Origin of the sequence: Burkholderia cenocepacia, assembly GCF_900446215.1 — a bacterium.
Classification (GTDB): domain Bacteria; phylum Pseudomonadota; class Gammaproteobacteria; order Burkholderiales; family Burkholderiaceae; genus Burkholderia; species Burkholderia cenocepacia.
In genome coordinates, this window is sequence record NZ_UAQZ01000003.1 from 14909 (window position 1) to 31375 (window position 16467).

17 protein-coding genes are annotated in these 16467 nt (G+C 60.1%); 10 read left to right on the plus strand and 7 right to left on the minus strand.

Annotation, left to right across the window (positions count from 1 at the left end; translation table 11 throughout):
* Positions 1–247: 247 nt before the first annotated feature.
* From traJ to DTA15_RS38235, 8 genes are all read left to right on the plus strand, one after another.
* A complete protein-coding gene (traJ, locus tag DTA15_RS10710) occupies positions 248–610 on the plus strand; it encodes a conjugal transfer transcriptional regulator TraJ (RefSeq protein ID WP_006483345.1) in 363 nt (120 codons plus the stop codon).
* Positions 611–730: 120 nt separating this feature from the next.
* Positions 731–1510: a P-type conjugative transfer protein TrbJ gene (gene trbJ, locus DTA15_RS10715; protein ID WP_006483348.1), complete on the plus strand. Its 780-nt coding sequence runs from the start codon at positions 731–733 to the stop codon at positions 1508–1510.
* 9 nt (positions 1511–1519) lie between these two features.
* Positions 1520–1711, plus strand: a complete 192-nt coding sequence (locus tag DTA15_RS10720) for a hypothetical protein (protein WP_012492279.1) — start codon at positions 1520–1522, stop codon at positions 1709–1711.
* A gap of 19 nt (positions 1712–1730) precedes the next feature.
* Entirely contained in the window at positions 1731–3158 is a 1428-nt protein-coding gene (trbL, locus tag DTA15_RS10725; protein WP_006483351.1) for a P-type conjugative transfer protein TrbL, read from the plus strand.
* A gap of 73 nt (positions 3159–3231) precedes the next feature.
* On the plus strand, positions 3232–3513 hold the full coding sequence (locus DTA15_RS10730; protein ID WP_227743251.1) for a type I toxin-antitoxin system ptaRNA1 family toxin: 282 nt from the start codon (positions 3232–3234) through the stop codon (positions 3511–3513).
* Entirely contained in the window at positions 3510–3863 is a 354-nt protein-coding gene (locus tag DTA15_RS10735; RefSeq protein WP_227743242.1) for a HigA family addiction module antitoxin, read from the plus strand. The genes DTA15_RS10730 and DTA15_RS10735 overlap by 4 nt, the downstream gene beginning before the upstream one ends.
* Entirely contained in the window at positions 3860–4162 is a 303-nt protein-coding gene (locus DTA15_RS10740) for a hypothetical protein (protein WP_012492281.1), read from the plus strand. The genes DTA15_RS10735 and DTA15_RS10740 overlap by 4 nt, the downstream gene beginning before the upstream one ends.
* Positions 4163–4470: 308 nt before the next feature.
* A complete protein-coding gene (locus tag DTA15_RS38235) occupies positions 4471–5283 on the plus strand; it encodes a DNA adenine methylase (RefSeq protein WP_012492282.1) in 813 nt (270 codons plus the stop codon).
* Here the strand turns inward: DTA15_RS38235 and DTA15_RS10745 are convergent.
* The 7 genes from DTA15_RS10745 to DTA15_RS10775 form a co-directional block, all read right to left on the minus strand.
* Positions 5266–7812: a nucleoside triphosphate pyrophosphohydrolase gene (locus DTA15_RS10745; RefSeq protein ID WP_006483341.1), complete on the minus strand. Its 2547-nt coding sequence runs from the start codon at positions 7810–7812 to the stop codon at positions 5266–5268. The two genes, DTA15_RS38235 and DTA15_RS10745, sit on opposite strands and share 18 nt — an antisense overlap.
* A gap of 89 nt (positions 7813–7901) precedes the next feature.
* The gene (locus DTA15_RS38240; protein WP_127837590.1) at positions 7902–8612 is read right to left on the minus strand and encodes a hypothetical protein; all 711 of its coding nucleotides are present in this window, start codon (positions 8610–8612) and stop codon (positions 7902–7904) included.
* Positions 8605–9090, minus strand: a complete 486-nt coding sequence (locus tag DTA15_RS38245) for a hypothetical protein (RefSeq protein ID WP_006483354.1) — start codon at positions 9088–9090, stop codon at positions 8605–8607. The genes DTA15_RS38240 and DTA15_RS38245 overlap by 8 nt, the downstream gene beginning before the upstream one ends.
* 486 nt (positions 9091–9576) lie before the next feature.
* Positions 9577–10704: a site-specific integrase gene (locus DTA15_RS10755; RefSeq protein ID WP_006483353.1), complete on the minus strand. Its 1128-nt coding sequence runs from the start codon at positions 10702–10704 to the stop codon at positions 9577–9579.
* A 228-nt stretch (positions 10705–10932) separates the two neighbouring features.
* The gene (locus DTA15_RS10760; protein ID WP_012492286.1) at positions 10933–12330 is read right to left on the minus strand and encodes an enolase C-terminal domain-like protein; all 1398 of its coding nucleotides are present in this window, start codon (positions 12328–12330) and stop codon (positions 10933–10935) included.
* Between the two features lie 62 nt (positions 12331–12392).
* A complete protein-coding gene (locus DTA15_RS10765) occupies positions 12393–13733 on the minus strand; it encodes an MFS transporter (protein ID WP_006483349.1) in 1341 nt (446 codons plus the stop codon).
* Positions 13734–13947: 214 nt separating this feature from the next.
* Complete coding sequence (locus DTA15_RS10775) at positions 13948–14922, minus strand: LysR family transcriptional regulator (RefSeq protein WP_020979462.1); 975 nt, start codon at positions 14920–14922, stop codon at positions 13948–13950.
* Positions 14923–14962: 40 nt separating this feature from the next.
* Between DTA15_RS10775 and DTA15_RS10780 the strand changes: the two genes are divergently transcribed.
* On the plus strand, positions 14963–15694 hold the full coding sequence (locus tag DTA15_RS10780) for a glutathione S-transferase family protein (protein WP_006486215.1): 732 nt from the start codon (positions 14963–14965) through the stop codon (positions 15692–15694).
* A gap of 126 nt (positions 15695–15820) precedes the next feature.
* Complete coding sequence (locus tag DTA15_RS10785; protein ID WP_006493604.1) at positions 15821–16453, plus strand: DUF2239 family protein; 633 nt, start codon at positions 15821–15823, stop codon at positions 16451–16453.
* The last annotated feature ends 14 nt before the right edge of the window (positions 16454–16467 follow it).

Consider the following 16467-nt stretch of genomic DNA (forward strand, 5'->3'; position numbering starts at 1 on the left):
TGATTCGCTGCCGCTGCGCTGTTGCGTTTCGATGGCGCCTCAACAACGAGACAGATGGTGTTCGGGGCATGTGAAAGTTGCGCGCAAATCTCGGGGCAGGATAGGTGAAGTTAGCTAACCGGCGAAGCCGGATATCTACCTTCACATCCCTTATTCGCACCTACGGCGCTCAACGGGAATCCTGCTCTGCGAGGCAGCGGCTACCGCCGCGAACTGCCGGAACAGCCGGCTCGAACTCGGATAGACGATGGAAAACGGTAAGAAATCGATGACGCGCAAACGTGGTCTTCACCTTCGCGTGCCGGTGCTGCCTGACGAGGAGGCGGCCATTCGTAGCAATGCGGCGAAGGCGGGCCTTAGCGTGGCCGCCTATCTGCGCAATGTCGGACTCGGCTACGAGATACGCGGCATCCTCGATTACGCACGTATCGCCGACCTCGCGAAAGTGAATGGTGACCTCGGACGGCTCGGTGGTCTGCTGAAACTCTGGCTGACCAACGATAAGCGAGTTGAGGGGTTTAGCCAGTCCACGATCCTTGCCTTGCTCGCCAAGATTGAAGGTACCCAAAACGAGATGCGCCAGATCATGGCGCTGGTTGTAGCGCGATGATTTTGATGCGGCTGAACGCCAAGAAGATGTGTCGTTCAGCCAGTGGTAGATGAGTGGGGCCACGTCTGCGGCCTACCTGGCGTTCCAATTGATTCGTCTGCAACAGATAGGAGATCACTTGTGAAGATGAAAATTTTAGCGGCTAAAACGGTCGTACTCGCGGTGGCGATCGGCGGTGCGGTATCGCATTCCGCGCTGGCTGGTGGTATTCCAGTGATCGACGTTACGAACGTAATGCAGACAACGATCAGCGCGATTAACAACGTGCAAGCTGTTCAGAAGCAAATCGAGCAATACACAACGCAGTTGCAGCAGTACCAGAACATGCTCCAGAACACGGTGGCGCCGGCCGCGTACGTGTGGGATCAGGTGAACGGCACGATCAACAAGCTCCTGCAAGCGCAGGACATGCTGAATTACTACAAGAATCAGGCCGGCAACATCGACGCTTATCTGTCGCGATATCAGGACGTGGCGTACTACCGATCGTCCCCATGTTTCACCGCGACTGGCTGCACGGACGCCCAGCGGCAAGCTCTGGCCGATGCGCAAGTGAACGGATCGGAAGCTCAAAAGCGTGCAAACGATGCTGTGCTGAAGGGCGTCGATCAGCAGCAACAAACGCTGGTCACGGACGCGGCAAACCTGCGTTCGTTACAGGCGCAAGCCTCGAGCGCACAGGGGCAAATGCAGGCCATCCAGGCGGCCAATCAGCTCGCCAGCGCTCAAACGAATCAGCTTCTCCAGCTCCGTGGGCTGCTCGTCGCACAACAGGCTGCTGCTGCAACGCGTGCGCAGATCGTTGCAGATCGCGAGGCTCAACAGGCTGCCGCTGGTGTTCAACTGCGCGATGGCAGCAACATCACACACTCCGCTCCCAAGAGCTGGACTTTCCAATAAGGGCCAGAAATGAAAGTGGCAATTTGGGCACTCGTGTCCCTTGCAATGCTCGCCGGGTGCGACGACAAGGGGGCGTCAGCCGAGGCGAAACAGGCGGCCTCCGCCGCGCAATTACGTGACGGCAGCAATGTCGTCAGCTCTCCGCCGAAGAACTGGACGTGGGGCGATGCACCGTCTCAACAACCGAAGAAAAATCAGTGAGGGCCACGCTATGAGATCCATGTTTTTCAAACGAGGCAATCTTTTTGCGCTCGGTTTGATGATGCTCCTTCACGTTGCGACTGCCTTTGCCGCACCGATGGACGTCAATGTCGTTGATTCGGTGATGGGCAAGTACCAATCTGCGGCCAGTTCGTGGGGCGGCGTCATGGTGAGCTACGGATCGTGGCTCTTCTGGGGATTGGCGCTCGTCAGCATGGTGTGGACGTACGGAATGATGGCGATGCGCCGCTCGGACATTCAAGAGTTCTTTGCTGAATCGATTCGATTTTTCGGCACCCTGGGCTTCTTCTGGTGGATTCTGTACAACGGCCCGGCGATCGGAGATGCCATCGTCAAATCGATGTGGATGATCGGAGCAAAGGCAATCGGCCAAGCAACCGACTTTACGCCTGGCGGCATCGTACAAATCGGCTACGACATTTTTGCCAAGGCGCTCGACCAGTCTTCTGTCTGGTCACCCACCGACAGTGTTGTTGGGCTTCTCATGGCGCTGGCCGTGATGCTTGTCCTGACGATCGTCGGCGTGAATCTGCTCCTGGTCTTCGTATCGGCCTGGATCGTCATCTACGGTGGCGTGTTCTTCCTCGGCTTCGGGGGATCGCGCTGGACCTCGGATATCGCTATCAGCTTTTACAAGCACGTCTTGGCGATAGGTGCGGAGCTGATGGTAATGCTCCTGCTCATTGGCATCGGCAAGACTTTCATCAACGAGTACTACTCCAGCATGGCCGCTGGCATTGACCTCAAGGAAATGGCGGTCATGCTCATCGCTGCCTTCGCGCTGATGTATCTCACAAACAAGATACCGCCGAGGATCGCAGGCATCGTTGGCGTTGGCGGTGTTGGCTCGATCGGCGGTGTCGGCGTTGGTTCGGTAATGGCAGCGGCCGCCATGACGGCAAGCGCAGCCGCATCGGCCGGTTCCTCGGTAATGGCCGGTGCGACCAATGCCGCAGGTGGAGCGTCAGCCCTGAAGGCTGCGTTCCAGGGAGCGCAACAACACATGGCCGGCGGAACTGGCATGTTCAGCGGCAGCAATGCAGCCTCCGGAAGTCTCGCGGGCGGTAATGGTGGCGTTAGCAGCTCGTCTGGCGGCAGTGGTGGCTTTTCCTCGTTCATGAGCAACGCGGGCCGCTTCGCGGCCGACATGAGCAGCAATCTCGCGAAAGGCGCTGGCGATGTTGCGAAGGACAAGGCTGCTGCGATGATGGAGTCGGCGAAGGGGAACGTGGCACAAACCACGGGCGGCAAGATCGCGTCGGCAATCCACGGAGGGGCTGATTTCCGGGACTTAACCGGTGCAAATACGGTGAGCTTCGCAGACGACAGTCTCGGCGCCAGCAATGGTCGCAGCCGGCAGAATCATATGCATGACGAAGTCGCCGCGTTCGTGAACAAGGATCGTTCCTCGCACGAGGAAGCCTAAAAGCGCACCGGCCGGCGGCAACCGGCCGGCACTTCCACAACAACACCTGCTTGAGAGGTGAAGTATGGCAACCATGCATGATACCGAAGCTCGGGAAGTTATCCATCACACGGCAATGCGACTCGCGGCCCTAGAATTCATAGATCGGCACGCTGCTAAGGATCTATCTCAAATGGCTGAGGCCGTTGCGAACTTATTCGTGGTCGTCTTCTACCAGGCCGAAACGGGCCGGGCGACGCGCTCGGATTTCAGAGAGGCAATGACGGCCGTACGCCAAGCGTTGCAGCAGTATGCAGAACCGCCGAAGCGCTACGACGTCATTTCGGGGGAGGGGGCGAACAAGGTATGGTCATGAAAAATCATCCGCACCCCGGCGAATTGCTGCTTGAGGAAGTTCGCCGTCGGTTCGGCCTCGATGTAGCCGGCGCGGCCAAACGGCTCAATGTGTCGTGCACGATGCTTTCGCGTGTGCTCGACGGCCGCGCCAGCATCAGCCCCGATCTGGCGATGCACCTCGAGCGCGCTGGATTCAGTTCTGCACGCGTCTGGATGACTCTGCAAAGCGACTTTGACCAGCGGGGCGCGGAGCCAGAGCTGGTCCGCATGTTGGATGGCGTAACCCCTGATAATTTGCATGGTGAGGTGGATTTCGGGTCGGCAACTGGCTGCAAAACTTCCGACCAGGACAAATGGGGACGGCTATGATCGCAGACAGCAACGAGAAGCAATCACACGTCAATCTCAGCCCCAAGCCGAGTGGCGGCGAAGCCATCCCAAGTCATGTGCTCGCGGACGATGCTTTGAGTGCCCGGGAGGGGCTAGCAAATCGCAACGTCCTCGCCGATCGATCTGACGCTCTTGGACCAACGTTCGTAGAAGAGATTGGCCCTCTCGATGTCATTCCCCTGTTCATCACGAGAGCTAATGCTCGCGAACTGTTCGGCCGGCGTCCTGGCGAAACGGTAGCTCAGGCGCTAGTACGGATGGCCGAGGACGGTTGGTGATCGAGGTCGACCTGCAGCGGTTGGCTGACCACGGTTCGTGCCGATCGGTTCGCCAAGTCCACTCACGGTGCACGTTGTCGGACTTGATTGCTGCGACCAAGGATTCAATTCAGTAGTCTGGTGGCCCGGCCCGGCCCGGCCCGGCCCGGCCCGGACGCACGCTGCCGCGGCGACGAGCATCTGACGTGATGCTGAGCCTTGTCTGACGTTTCCCGAGGACGCGGGAACTGCTCCGCCGGTAGCCCGAATTGGTCAGATGGGGATTCACATACGCTAAAATTCGCCGTCCAAGACGCGCCTAAGATCACGTGCCAGACCTAATCAAACACTATAGTCCATTGCGGTACCCGGGAGGAAAGTCCTGGCTGGCTCCTGAACTTCGTGAGTGGCTGGCCAAGGATGGTCAAGCAGAGCTGGTTGAGCTTTTTGCCGGAGGAGCCTACGCGTCTTTGCTCGCTGTATTGGAGGGGTACGTGCATCGCGCGACTCTAGTCGAGGTCGATCCGGCAATTTGTGCAGTCTGGCGCACAGTTTTTTCCAGTGACGCCAGAAAATTGTGCTCTCGAATCCGAGCCTTTCGCTTCACGGAAGAGAATGTGGAAGAATTGCTCGACAAAAAATTCAGAACGGATGTTGGACTCGCTTTCCAGACGATTGTAAAGAATCGAGCTAGGCGAGGAGGCATTCTTGCGGATGGAGCGGGGATACTTCGAGCGGGTGAACGTAATAAGGGGCTGGCTTCCCGATGGTATCCTCAAACTCTGATTGATCGCATTGGGCGACTCAATGGATATGCGGAAAGCTTTAAGGTGATTGAGGGGGATGCCCTTGAGTATTTGGCTCTCTTAAATCGTCGGCGACGACCGGTAAAGCTCTTTGTTGATCCGCCATACACGAAACTTTCTGAGTATGGGGTAAAGCCACTATACAGATTTAATCATATCGATCACGCAAAACTGTTTGGACGACTACATCGAACGTCGCATGATGTTTTAATAACTTACGACGATAGCGATTTGGTTAGGAAGAAAGCGATGCAGCATGAATTCGACGTTAAGCGTATTCTGATGCGCACCGCCCACTCGGTAAAAAAGTATGAACTGTTATTGACGAGGCGATGACGGCGTTTCATCTTCTAATTGGAAAAGATCGAGCTGTCGGGGAAGTGTGTAGAGTGACACTTCCAAGGTCATTGATGATCCCTCTCTCCGACCAGTAATACGTGCTCGAATTGCTGAGTCGCCGCGCTCGCCAACGGAGATTTCTCTTGAATCAGTTGTCCAATTGTCTTGTGTGAGACCGACGGAGACTCTTAAAACACGTTCAGTCTTGGACGAGTGCTCTCGCTTGTCTTCCCATCGGCGCGTAACTGCACCACGTCGATCTACTGTCTCAAGCGAGGGTGCGGCGATCGCAGTCGAGTTATCTTCGAAAAGATTTCCGGATTCAGTGGGTTGTCCGATTCGAGATGGGTTTGCCGTCGCGACGAGAACGACACCTTCCTCGAACCCCCCAGACTGAGCATGTTTTTGTTTCTTTAATCGATTTAGTTCGGTGCGGCTAATCTTTAGCTGACGCAGAATTCCATCTATAACCTCCTCGACATCAGCGAGTTCCTCAAGTAATTTGTCGTGACCGCGTGCGTCAAGCGCCTCGATCGCTTCTTCAACAAGCTTCTCTCGGAGAGCGTGCAAGAAATCATCGCCGGAAAGGCGAACAATTTTTGCTGCCTCACCGCCGGAGGTTATTTTACGCGGTACACCATCGCGCACCAGTTTGTGAAATTCCTGCGTTTCGTCTAATTGATCGAATGGTTGGGCGATGTCGATTTGCGCCTTGGTTTGGAGGAGTTGGTAATAGGCATGGGATAATGTGCCGCCCTCCAAATAGACGACGGCATCAATTTGCTTCGCGAGCTCCCCAACCGTTTCAAGTAGATGCTTATTTCGAAGTAGATCATTATCGGCTGGCTGCAGCCGAATTTGCTTAACTTGAGAATGTTCCTGCGTCGCTTCTGCCTTTAAGCGCTCTACGTCGGCGGCACTTTCAATGACTAAAGTTTTGTCCCAAGCCGCCTTGCGTCGTCTGGATGCGTTTCTCTGCTGCTCCTGAACCAAATACGGTTCATGGTACCAAGGGAATGTTGGTTTTGATGAAAATCTCGAGGGCACGCCAACGAACCACATGATGCTTAGTGGTTCGGCGGACATTTCTGCAATGCGTCGAGATTGGAGCGCTATTTCGCGTATCCATTCGTCTTTGCTAATAGCTCTCCGCCAATCGTACGGCTCTGCAAGAGCCATGCGAACCCATTGGCCGTCGTGATCAGGGGCAACGCAAAATCCCTTGTAACGTTCCTTGTACTGGATGGAGAATTTTTGGGGATCAAGCGTCGAGTCGGAGGTTATCGGCCCTTTTTTTGTGTCAACAATTATTTTGTCGTGACTGTTGTAATAGAGTCCTTCTGGAAGACCCCACAAGCATTCGATATGTACCTTCCTCGCTCCCGGCGCCGCATAGGCGAATGCAGAGCTAACCGCAGGGATGAAGTTGTGAAAGATGAATGCAACCGGTTCAGTAATATTTGCTTGCTTAAAATTCTCTAGGGTTTCTTTCAAGAATTTGAGGGCGGCTTGGCTATCGCGAACTTCGCACGTGCGTGGCAGAAGTTGGCGCTTTGCTTGCGCGTCGGTTTCTATGTCCGTACGAATGACGAGGGAGTATTCGCAAAGTTTCTCTATGTCACTCCGGAGATCATCGCGAATTTCTCCTGAAATTATCTCGGAGAGAATATCGACGTCGTCAAGGACAAATATCGGGCACGAAGGCAAGCCGAGTTTCTTGTAGATCTCGACGTTGTTTATCTTATGAAATTTTCTTGCATGCTCTTCGGAAATCTCTTTCAAGCATCTTAGTGCCGGTGTAGTACCTTTCTGGCGTTGCAGTGCTTTAGTTTGCGCTGTTGGGTCGAAGCCGTCCCGCGTAATAGCCTCGTCGACCTGGACTAAATAAACAGCTTTGCCGTCCCAAACCCACTCAAAATGAGCTCGCGTATCGAGCTTGTATGCCCACCATGCGGCAGGCTCGAGTGCGCGCGAGATTGATACGCGTAGCGTGCAGCCCAAGGGAAGGGAGAATGCTGCTTCGTTCTGGCGGCGACGCCATTGCCGCAAATTGATCTGAAAATATGGATCCTGTGCGGGTGTTTCGATTTCGCCGAGCCAATCTCGGGCCTCTTGGGCATATTGCCGCTCGTCGGATAAGTGGCCCTTTGCAGAAATGGGGACAACAGCACGCTGAACGATTAAGCAAACTTGCTCAGATGACGAGCTTAGAGACGACGAGATCTGTCGGAGACATATTTCAAGCGCGCGAGCGAGGTCGGTGACAGTGGTTTGCTCGGAATGAAATCGCCCACGTTGCGCGATTGTTTCGGTGACGCCAGATGACCGAACCCAGACAGCGGTATCGCCAGATATTCCAATGCCGCTTAATGCATCAGCCACCCGAGATGCCCAGCGCGAAATAAGTTCTACTTTTGCGCTGGGCGTTGCTCGGGAATACCCTTCGTATAGTTTGGATGAGGCTACGACAAATGGAAGAGTCCAGGCGCTCGGGATGCAGCTCAGGCCGTAGGCTTTTTCTCCCACGAGCTCCTTTGTAATTAGCGATGCTGAAATAATTCGAGTATCGCTTTCGTCTACGATTGTTATCGGATGCTGTGGTTGAATAGGCACGACTATGAGGACCGAGTGGACGTTCCGAAAAGTACGTTTGCGATTTCATGCAGTTTAGCAACTGCTTGATCGCCAAAGTATCCTACAAGAAAGCCTGTTCCGACAATTCCGGGCGCCCGACTCGACACTGCAAAAGAAATGAGCTTGCTCTGTATTAATGCGCCGATCGCGAATGCAACGCTTGCGGCTATTAAAGGTGAGATGAATCGCCAGAGCCGTCGGTCTTCGTGCCAGTATCCTCTTGCCACAACTCTATAGAGATATTTCAAACAAAATACGGTGCCGCCAAGCAATCCAGCCGCTGTATAGAAGCCGTAGACGCGAAAAGCCTTCGCTTCCGCGGCGGTTAAGTCGAGCCATTTTGGGATAATGCCTCGCCAAACCACAAAAATGAGAATCAGCGAGAGCAGGGCAACTGCGACCGTGTAGATCGCCTCAATGCTTATCTGTCGCCAGGCAGTACCACCGGTATATCGTGTTTGCCACTGGAATTTCTGTCGCCCATCCGTGGGATCTCCGCTGTCTGGCCCGGACGAGCGCGGTTTGGCTCCGGACGACGCATCGTCTTTGGGTTTCGGATCCGTATCCGGGTCGGGAGAGTCGCTTGCGGCATCTTCAGCCGCACTGCCACGCACAGGCTCACCGGTGCCGCCATTTGATTCAGTGGCGCCGTCTTCGGACCCCGTCTGTCTCCTCAAGACGTCATCACTCATTTTCGGTGGCGGTCTCGAATGCTGGCGTCAAGGCTGCCACGGTGGCCGAAGCTACATCGAGCCGCGGACTTTTGCGATAGTCGATTTCCTCGGCGCTTAGTCCAAGCTTGTGGCCGATCAGGCGTCGGAAAAACTGGGAGATTGAAGTATCCAGAATGGCAACCAGCGCATATGTTGGCTTTGCGACGATGTCCGGGAAGAATGCCAAGTATTCGCTACTGCCGACGACTTGGGCAATGTCAGCGGTGTCCATCGGATGGAACATGACGCCAGACGAATCCAAATCCCGAACATCGATGCCATCAAACGGTACGATGTGCAGATGAGCATGGTCAGTACCACAGCCCGTGGCTGACCCTTCATGGTTTGCACCATGCTCGAACGCAATCACGGATCCGTAGATATCGCGCACCTTGCCAGCTACGTCTGCGACAAATGCACCGAAATCGCTGTTTCCATAGTGGGCTCGGAGCGACACGCAGTGCTCGTTAGGGACGATAAGCGTCCACCCTTCGACCAGTGATCCGATTGAAGGGATGGCAAAGTAGTGTCCATCGCTGGCCAGCTTCGTATCAGCGGCACCGAAGGACCGTTGGTCTTCGCTTACTGCGCAGAATCTGCACCTATTTTTCATGTTTGCCCACCGCGGTTCTCGCCGTATGGTAGCACTTGTTTCACTTAAGGGGATCGATTGAGCGTCAGGGGCGGGGGCCTCGTGCCGCGTCGATTTTGAGGGACCGAAATGGGGCGGATATACGCCCAGATGCGACGCACTCCGCACATCGCATGTGTTTTCGGAATCCCGTGCGATGTCGCATAAACTATTGATTTTAAAGGAAAAGTAGGTTTTCGTCAAATTTCGCCAGATGATCTGCGCAGATGCGATGCGTCATAGTGCGCCGTTCACACTAGCGACGACGTGGCATCTACCGTGCCCGTTTGCGGTGTCGCCAACTAAGTGGCATTAGATCAGTCTCTTGGCAAGATCCTCCGCACGCGGATGGTAGTAGCGCATCAACATGCGCGGATCTTTGTGGCCGGTGATCTTAGTTAACTCGTGCATCGGAAAGATCGACGCCAAGCGCGATGTTGCTTCATGACGCAGATCATGAAACCGTAGGTCAGTCAGAAATGTGCGATCCGGCCGTTGACCAGCTTCCCTGCATGCGTCGAGGTAATTTGTTCGTGCGCGTACTACTGCGCGCTCAAACGCCCTGGTTACTGCATCCCCGCGAATCTCGAAGACACGGCCGACGTCAGCGTCATCGGTGGCGCCTGTGGTCTTGCTGCCCGTGCCGTCTCGTGCGTCTTTCAGTGCTTGAAGTACCGCCACCGCCCGGGGTGATAGCGGTACATCGCGGGCGCTACCATTTTTCGTGACTGGCAGGTGCGCTACGCGACGTTTGAGGTCTACGTGCTCCCACCGCAGGTTCACAATTTCCCCTCGCCGCATCGCGGTCTCGACTGCCAGCCAGACGATAGATGGAAGAAAAGTAGACTCGCTGGCGGCGACCAAGCATTCGAGTTCACCTTGCCGCGCTCGGCGGTCGGACTCGCCCTGAGCCAGTGCGTCGACAATCGGTTCAGCATCGGTGATCCGCCGGGTTCGTGCGTTGTTTGGTTGTGGCTTGCGCACCAATTCCACGGGGTTGGATAGGTTTTCCATGCCCCATTCTTTACGAGCGATGTTGAAAACATGGGACAAAACCGCCAACCGGCGGAGCACGGTCGCGGGCTTGTAGTCTTTCAACCACTCATCGCGAAGCTTTGCCAGGTCTGCACTACGGATGGCTGCCAGCGGCCGCTTCGCCAAGTCTACAAGCGTGCAGGCCTTAAGGACGGACAGTTCCTGAGCTGTCCCTTTTTTCATTGACGAGACTTCTTTCTCGTATCGTTTCAATGCCTCGAATAGCGTAGTCGCCTCGGCTTCGCTGCGACTGATCCAAACGCCGCGCGACATCTCCGATTCGATCATATTGGCCCAGGCTTCTGCTTCTACCTTGGTGTTAAATGTCTTGCTCTGCGCCGGATAACCATGTCGCCGTACTTGCGCGCGCCATTGGTAGGGGCCTCGTTTGGTGATGGTAGCCATCAGAAATGATCAATCTGAAGCGAGTGTGCCAAAATTGTGCCATAAAAGCGAAAATACGTCGTGATGCCTTGAAATATGGGATGTGTTTTTACGTTCGCAATGCGAAGGTCGGGAGTTCGATCCTCCTCCGCTCCACCAACGGAATTCGAAAGGCCCGATCGCGAGATCGGGCCTTTTGTTTTACCGTGGCAACCGCGGCCTGTTGCTCGACCGTCTCGCCACCCCGCCCTAGACCCGCCCCAAACTCGGCCGCTTCGGGTCATACGTCCACCCCGGCACCAGATACCGCATCGCGACCGCATCATCGCGCGCCGTACCACCCACCGCGTTGTACAGCGCATGCGCGGCCTCGACCTGCGCGATGTCCAGTTCGATGCCGAGCCCCGGCCGTTCGGGCACGGCCACCTTGCCGCCGACGATCGCGAGCGATTCGCGCGTGAGCCGCGCATCGCCTTCCTGCCAGATCCAGTGCGTATCGATCGCGGTGATCTTGCCGGGCGCGGCCGCCGCCGCATGCGTGAACATCGCGAGCGACACGTCGAAGTGGTTGTTCGAGTGCGAACCCCACGTGAGTCCCCAGTCGCGGCACAGCTGCGCGAGCCGCACCGAGCCCTGCATCGTCCAGAAATGCGGATCGGCGAGCGGGATGTCGACCGCCTGCAGCCGCACCGCGTGATCCATCTGTCGCCAGTCGGTCGCGATCATGTTGGTCGCGGTCGGGATCCCCGTCGCGCGGCGGAATTCGGCCATCACCTCGCGGCCCGAATAGCCGCCTTCCGGCCCGCACGGATCTTCCGCGTACGCGAGCAGGTGGCCTTGCCCGCGGCACAGCGCGACGGCCTCGTCGAGCGACCACGCGCCGTTCGGGTCGAGCGTCGTGCGCGCGTCGGGAAAGCGCGCCTTGATCGCCGCGATCGCTTCCATCTCGTCGGCGCCGGCCATCACGCCGCCCTTCAGCTTGAAATCGGCGAAACCGTAGCGCTCGACCGCGGCTTCGGCCTGCCGCGCGATCGCGGCCGGCGTGAGCGCCGCCTCGTTGCGCAGCCGGAACCACGGGTCCGGCGCCTGCGCCTCGTCGCGATACGGCAGATCGGTGCGGCGCCGGTCGCCGATGTAGAACAAATACGCGAGCATCGGCACCGCGTCGCGCTGCTGACCTTCGCCGAGCAGTGCCGCGACCGGCACGTCGAGGTGCTGGCCGAGCAGGTCGAGCAATGCGGCTTCGATCGCGGTGATCACGTTGTCGAGCCGCAGGTTGATCTCGTGCGGCTGGCGCAGCACTGCCGCCTCGCCGGCCGACGTCACTTCGTGGCGGATCGTGCGGCCGGCACCGGCGCCTGCGCCGGACAGCGCCGCGCGCACCGCGTTGAGCGTCGCCTGGTAGCGCCCGATCGACTGGCCGACGACGAGATCCGTCATGCGTTCGAGCGCGTGGCGGATGCCTTCGCCGCCCGGTACTTCACCGACGCCCGTGTGCCCGCTGCTGTCGTCGAGGATCACGAGGTTGCGCGTGAAGTACGGCGCATGCGCGCCGCACAGGTTGAGCAGCATGCTGTCGCGGCCGGCGACGGGAATCACCTGCATGCGCGTGACGCGCGGGGTGCCGGCACGGCTCGGTTCGGACATCGGTTCGCTCCTGGTTCCGGTGGCGTGCGGGCCGCCGGACGCGCCGGCGCGGCCCGCGCCGTTCATTGAAGCTCGACGCGGCGGATCTCGCCGACGACGAACAGGTAGCAGATCACGGCGACGAGCGCGTGCGCGACGACATAGACGAGCGCGCCGTTGAACGAGCCGCTGCGGTCGACGATATAGCCGATCGCGATCGGCGTCGTGATGCTGGAAAGGTTGCCGCAGGTGTTGAGCAGCGCGCCGCTCAGGCCGGCGATCTGGCGCGGCGCGGTGTCGGCGTTGACGGCCCAGCCGAGCGCGCCGAGCCCCTTGCCGAAGAACGACAGCGCCATGAACACCACGACGAGCACGTGCGAATCGGTGTAGTTGCAGACGATCATCGACATCGACAGCAGCATGCCGATCACGATCGGCACCTTGCGCGCGATCGACAGCGACCGGCCCTGCCTGAGCAGTGCATCGGACACGACGCCGCCCAGAATCCCGCCGAGGAACCCGCACACGGCCGGGATCGACGCGACGAGCCCCGCGTTGAGGATCGACATCCCGCGCGCCTGCACCAGATAGACGGGAAACCACGTGATGAAGAAGTAGGTGAGGGCGTTGATGCAGTACTGCGCGACGTACACGCCGACCAGCATCCGGTTTCTCAGCAGCGCCTTCACGTGATGCAGCGACGGGCCGCCGTCGCGTCCGCCGATCGCCTGGTCGATGTTCACGAGCGCGCCGCCTTCGGTCAGGTAGTCGAGTTCCGCGCGATTGATGCCCGGATGATCCTTCGGGTCGTACATCGTGCGGTTCCACACCAGCACGAGCGCGAAGCCGAGCACGCCCATCACCGCGAACACCGACTGCCAGCCGAACGCGTGCACGAGCCAGCCCATCAGCGGCGCGAACACGACGGTCGCCGCGTACTGCGCGGCGTTGAAGATCGCCGACGCGGTGCCGCGCTCGGGCGCGGGGAACCAGGTCGACACGATCCGGCTGTTGGCCGGGAACGACGGCGCCTCGGCCGCGCCGACCAGGAAGCGCAGCCCGAACAGCAGCGCGAACGCGGCCGCACCGCCGAAGAAGCCGATCCCGCCCTGCAGCAGCGTGAACAGCGACCAGAAGAAGATGCTGAATGCGTAGACGATGCGCGATCCGAAGCGGTCGAGCAGCCAGCCGCCCGGCAGTTGCGCGACCACGTACGACCAGCCGAACGCGGAGAAGATGAAACCCATCTGCACATGCGTCAGGTGCATCGAGCGGGCCAGCGCCGGGCCCGCGATCGCGATGGCCGCACGATCCGCGTAGTTGATCGTCGTGACCGCGAACAGGACGGCCAGCACGAGCCAGCGCACGCGGGTGCGCCGGGCCGTTGCCGACGCGGACGCCGGCAGCGCGTGAAGCGGATTCATGACTCGTCTCCTCCGAAGGGCGGAAGGTGCCGTCGTGCGGCACACGCGTCGGTGCGCGCGTTGTGTGTATCGATGCCGCCGGCGGGAGACCGGGCACCGGACGCCGAGGCAGGCGGGGCGTCCGGGCCATTCTGTCATGTCGAAATTTGCGCTTTCATGCCAATTGCTGACTTGATCGATTCAGCATTTGAATCGATCGAATGGACGCATGCGGTCACGCGCGCGCGTCGTCCGGGCCGCTGCCGTGGTGGCGCGCCACGTGCTGTGCGAGAAACTCGACGGCGGCGCGCACGCCGGGCAGCTGGCCGCGCCGGTGCGGCATCAGCAGCGTCGTCGTGACGGTGCCGGCGCACCAGCCGGGCAGCACGCGCACGAGCGTACCGGACGCGAGCGCGGCGCCGGCGATCCAGTCGGGCAGGCACGCGAGGCCGAGGCCGGCCGTCGCCGCCTGCAGCAGCAGCGTCGATTCATCGGCCTGCAGCCGCAGGCGCGGCGTCACGTCGACGGCGTCGCCGCCGCGCTGCAGCCGCCACGGCTGCGGGCCCGGGTGGAGCCCGTCGTGCTGCGCGAGATCGGCCGGCGTGTCGGGCGTGCCGGCCCGCGCGAGATAGGCCGGCGCGGCCACGACGACGATCGGGGACGCCGCGAGCGGCCGTTGCACGAGCGCGGAATCGGGCAGCGGCGCGAAATGGCTGCGCACCGCGATGTCGAAGCCTTCCTGCGCGATGTCGACGAGTCGGTCGCTCGCATGAATCTGCAGCAGCAGCTTCGGGTGCGCGATCGCCAGTGCCGGCAGGCACGGCGCGAGGATGTGCTGCGCGACCGGCACCGAGCTCGTGATCCGCACGACGCCGGCCGGCTCGGCGGCCTGCCGCAGCACCGCGTCGCGCGCGCTGTCGGCCTCGATCACGGCCGCGCGCGCATGCTCGAAGAATTCGGCGCCGACCGGCGTGAGCCGGAAGCTGCGCGACGTGCGATGCACGAGCCGCGCACCGAGCGTGCGCTCGAGCTCGGCCACGCGCTTGCTGACCGTCGATTTCGGCAGGTCGAGCCGGCGCGCGGCCGCCGACATGCTGCCGGCATCCACCGCCTGCACGAACAGGTAGAGATCGTTCAGATTCACTTCCAGCGTCCACATGAAGAAACGAAGGGTTTCGATTTTAGCGGCTACTGCGTCATCGTTCGTCATGGGAGCATGACGGCTCGTTCAACTTTCACGGAATGTCCCGATGTCTCCGATCCTTCTCTACGGTATTCCCGCCGGCTGCTCGTTCGGCTCCATCGTCGCGCTCGAATGGACCGGCCGCCCGTACCGGCTGTCGCGCATCACGATGCCGGGCGCCGTGACGAGCGACGCGTTCCTCGCGCTGAACCCGGTCGCCGAAACGCCGGCGTTCGTCACCGCGAACGGCGACGTGCTGACCGAAAGCATCGCGATCCTCGGCCATATCGGCGCGCAGGCGCTCGACAGCGGCCTCGCGTTTCGCCAAGGCAGCGCGGCGTTCGACCGGCTGAACCGGATGCTGGCGTGGCTGAACACGACGTTCTTCAACGCGTTCGGCGCGCTCTGGTACGTGTACGAACACGACACCGAAGGCGCCGAGAAAGCGGCGCTGCAGGCGTACGGTCGCGGCAAGGTGCTGAAGGCGCACCGTCAGCTCGAAGCGCTGCTCGAGCGCGGCGAAGGCCCGTGGCTGCTGGGCGCGCGGCGCACGCTGGCCGATGCGTACTTCACCGGGATCGCGCGCTGGGCCGACTATCACGCGGTGTTCGAGCCTGATGCGTTCCCGCGCGTCGCCGCGCTGCGCGCGCGGCTCGCCGACGATGCCGGCGTGCAGTTCGCGCACGCGATCGAGGAAAACCTGCCGCCGCCAGCGTCGTCGGCGTTCGAAGGACATGTGTCGCTCGACGACGCACTGGCCAGCGCGCGCGACATCGTGGTGTCGGCGCGGGTGGTGTGATCCGCTACTTCGGTCGCCCCCCAAGGCGGAATCGGCTCCCCATGTTTTTACCCGGATAATATTGACATCCAATTAATACCCGGATAAAAATAGCGTCATTCCGATTCCAGCCTGCGGACGACCACGATGACCTCTCCCACACTCCTTCCTTCGTACACGGCCTTCGACGGCCACCGGCGGCTCGCGTCGGGTCCGCTCGCGACGGTCGCGCTTGCCGTCCGGCAGGCGGCCGGCGACGCGATGCCCGGCACGATCCTGATCTTCGACGACGCGACGGGCCGCTCGATCGACCTCGACCTGCGCGGCACGGCGGACGACATCCGCGCGCGCTATGCGGCACCGGCGGCCGACGCGTCCAGCGGCGCTGGCGAACCGGCAGGCGCTGGCGCTGCCGAACAGCGCGGCCGCGGCCGGCCGAAGCTCGGCGTCGTGTCGCGCGAGGTCACGCTGCTGCCGCGTCATTGGGAATGGCTCGGCGCACAGCCGGGCGGCGCGTCGGTCGCGCTGCGCAAGCTCGTCGAGGACGCGCGGCGCACGCACGCGGCGGCCGACCGGCAGCGCGACGCGCAGGCGCGCGCGTATCACTTCATGTCGGCGATGGCGGGCGACCTGCCCGGTTTCGAGGAAGCCGCGCGGGCGCTGTATGCGAACGATGCGGCGCGGCTGGCCGAGCTGATCGCCGGTTGGCCGGACGACGTGCGCGACCATGCGCTCGCGCTGGCGCGCGGCGATCTGCCGCCCGCCGCCGAAGACTGCTGACGGAGCGCCGACGC

Excerpts from the sequence above, each read along its gene's own strand:
- DTA15_RS10785 (WP_006493604.1), top strand. The coding sequence starts at position 15,821 with ATGACCTCTCCCACACTCCTTCCTTCGTACACGGCCTTCGACGGCCAC.
- DTA15_RS10775 (WP_020979462.1), bottom strand. The coding sequence starts at position 14,922 with ATGACGAACGATGACGCAGTAGCCGCTAAAATCGAAACCCTTCGTTTC.
- DTA15_RS10735 (WP_227743242.1), top strand. The coding sequence starts at position 3,510 with ATGAAAAATCATCCGCACCCCGGCGAATTGCTGCTTGAGGAAGTTCGC.
- DTA15_RS10765 (WP_006483349.1), bottom strand. The coding sequence starts at position 13,733 with ATGAATCCGCTTCACGCGCTGCCGGCGTCCGCGTCGGCAACGGCCCGG.
- DTA15_RS38240 (WP_127837590.1), bottom strand. The coding sequence starts at position 8,612 with ATGAGTGATGACGTCTTGAGGAGACAGACGGGGTCCGAAGACGGCGCC.
- DTA15_RS10740 (WP_012492281.1), top strand. The coding sequence starts at position 3,860 with ATGATCGCAGACAGCAACGAGAAGCAATCACACGTCAATCTCAGCCCC.
- DTA15_RS10755 (WP_006483353.1), bottom strand. The coding sequence starts at position 10,704 with ATGGCTACCATCACCAAACGAGGCCCCTACCAATGGCGCGCGCAAGTA.
- traJ (WP_006483345.1), top strand. The coding sequence starts at position 248 with ATGGAAAACGGTAAGAAATCGATGACGCGCAAACGTGGTCTTCACCTT.
- DTA15_RS10760 (WP_012492286.1), bottom strand. The coding sequence starts at position 12,330 with ATGTCCGAACCGAGCCGTGCCGGCACCCCGCGCGTCACGCGCATGCAG.
- DTA15_RS10720 (WP_012492279.1), top strand. The coding sequence starts at position 1,520 with ATGAAAGTGGCAATTTGGGCACTCGTGTCCCTTGCAATGCTCGCCGGG.
- trbL (WP_006483351.1), top strand. The coding sequence starts at position 1,731 with ATGTTTTTCAAACGAGGCAATCTTTTTGCGCTCGGTTTGATGATGCTC.
- DTA15_RS10780 (WP_006486215.1), top strand. The coding sequence starts at position 14,963 with ATGTCTCCGATCCTTCTCTACGGTATTCCCGCCGGCTGCTCGTTCGGC.
- DTA15_RS10730 (WP_227743251.1), top strand. The coding sequence starts at position 3,232 with ATGCATGATACCGAAGCTCGGGAAGTTATCCATCACACGGCAATGCGA.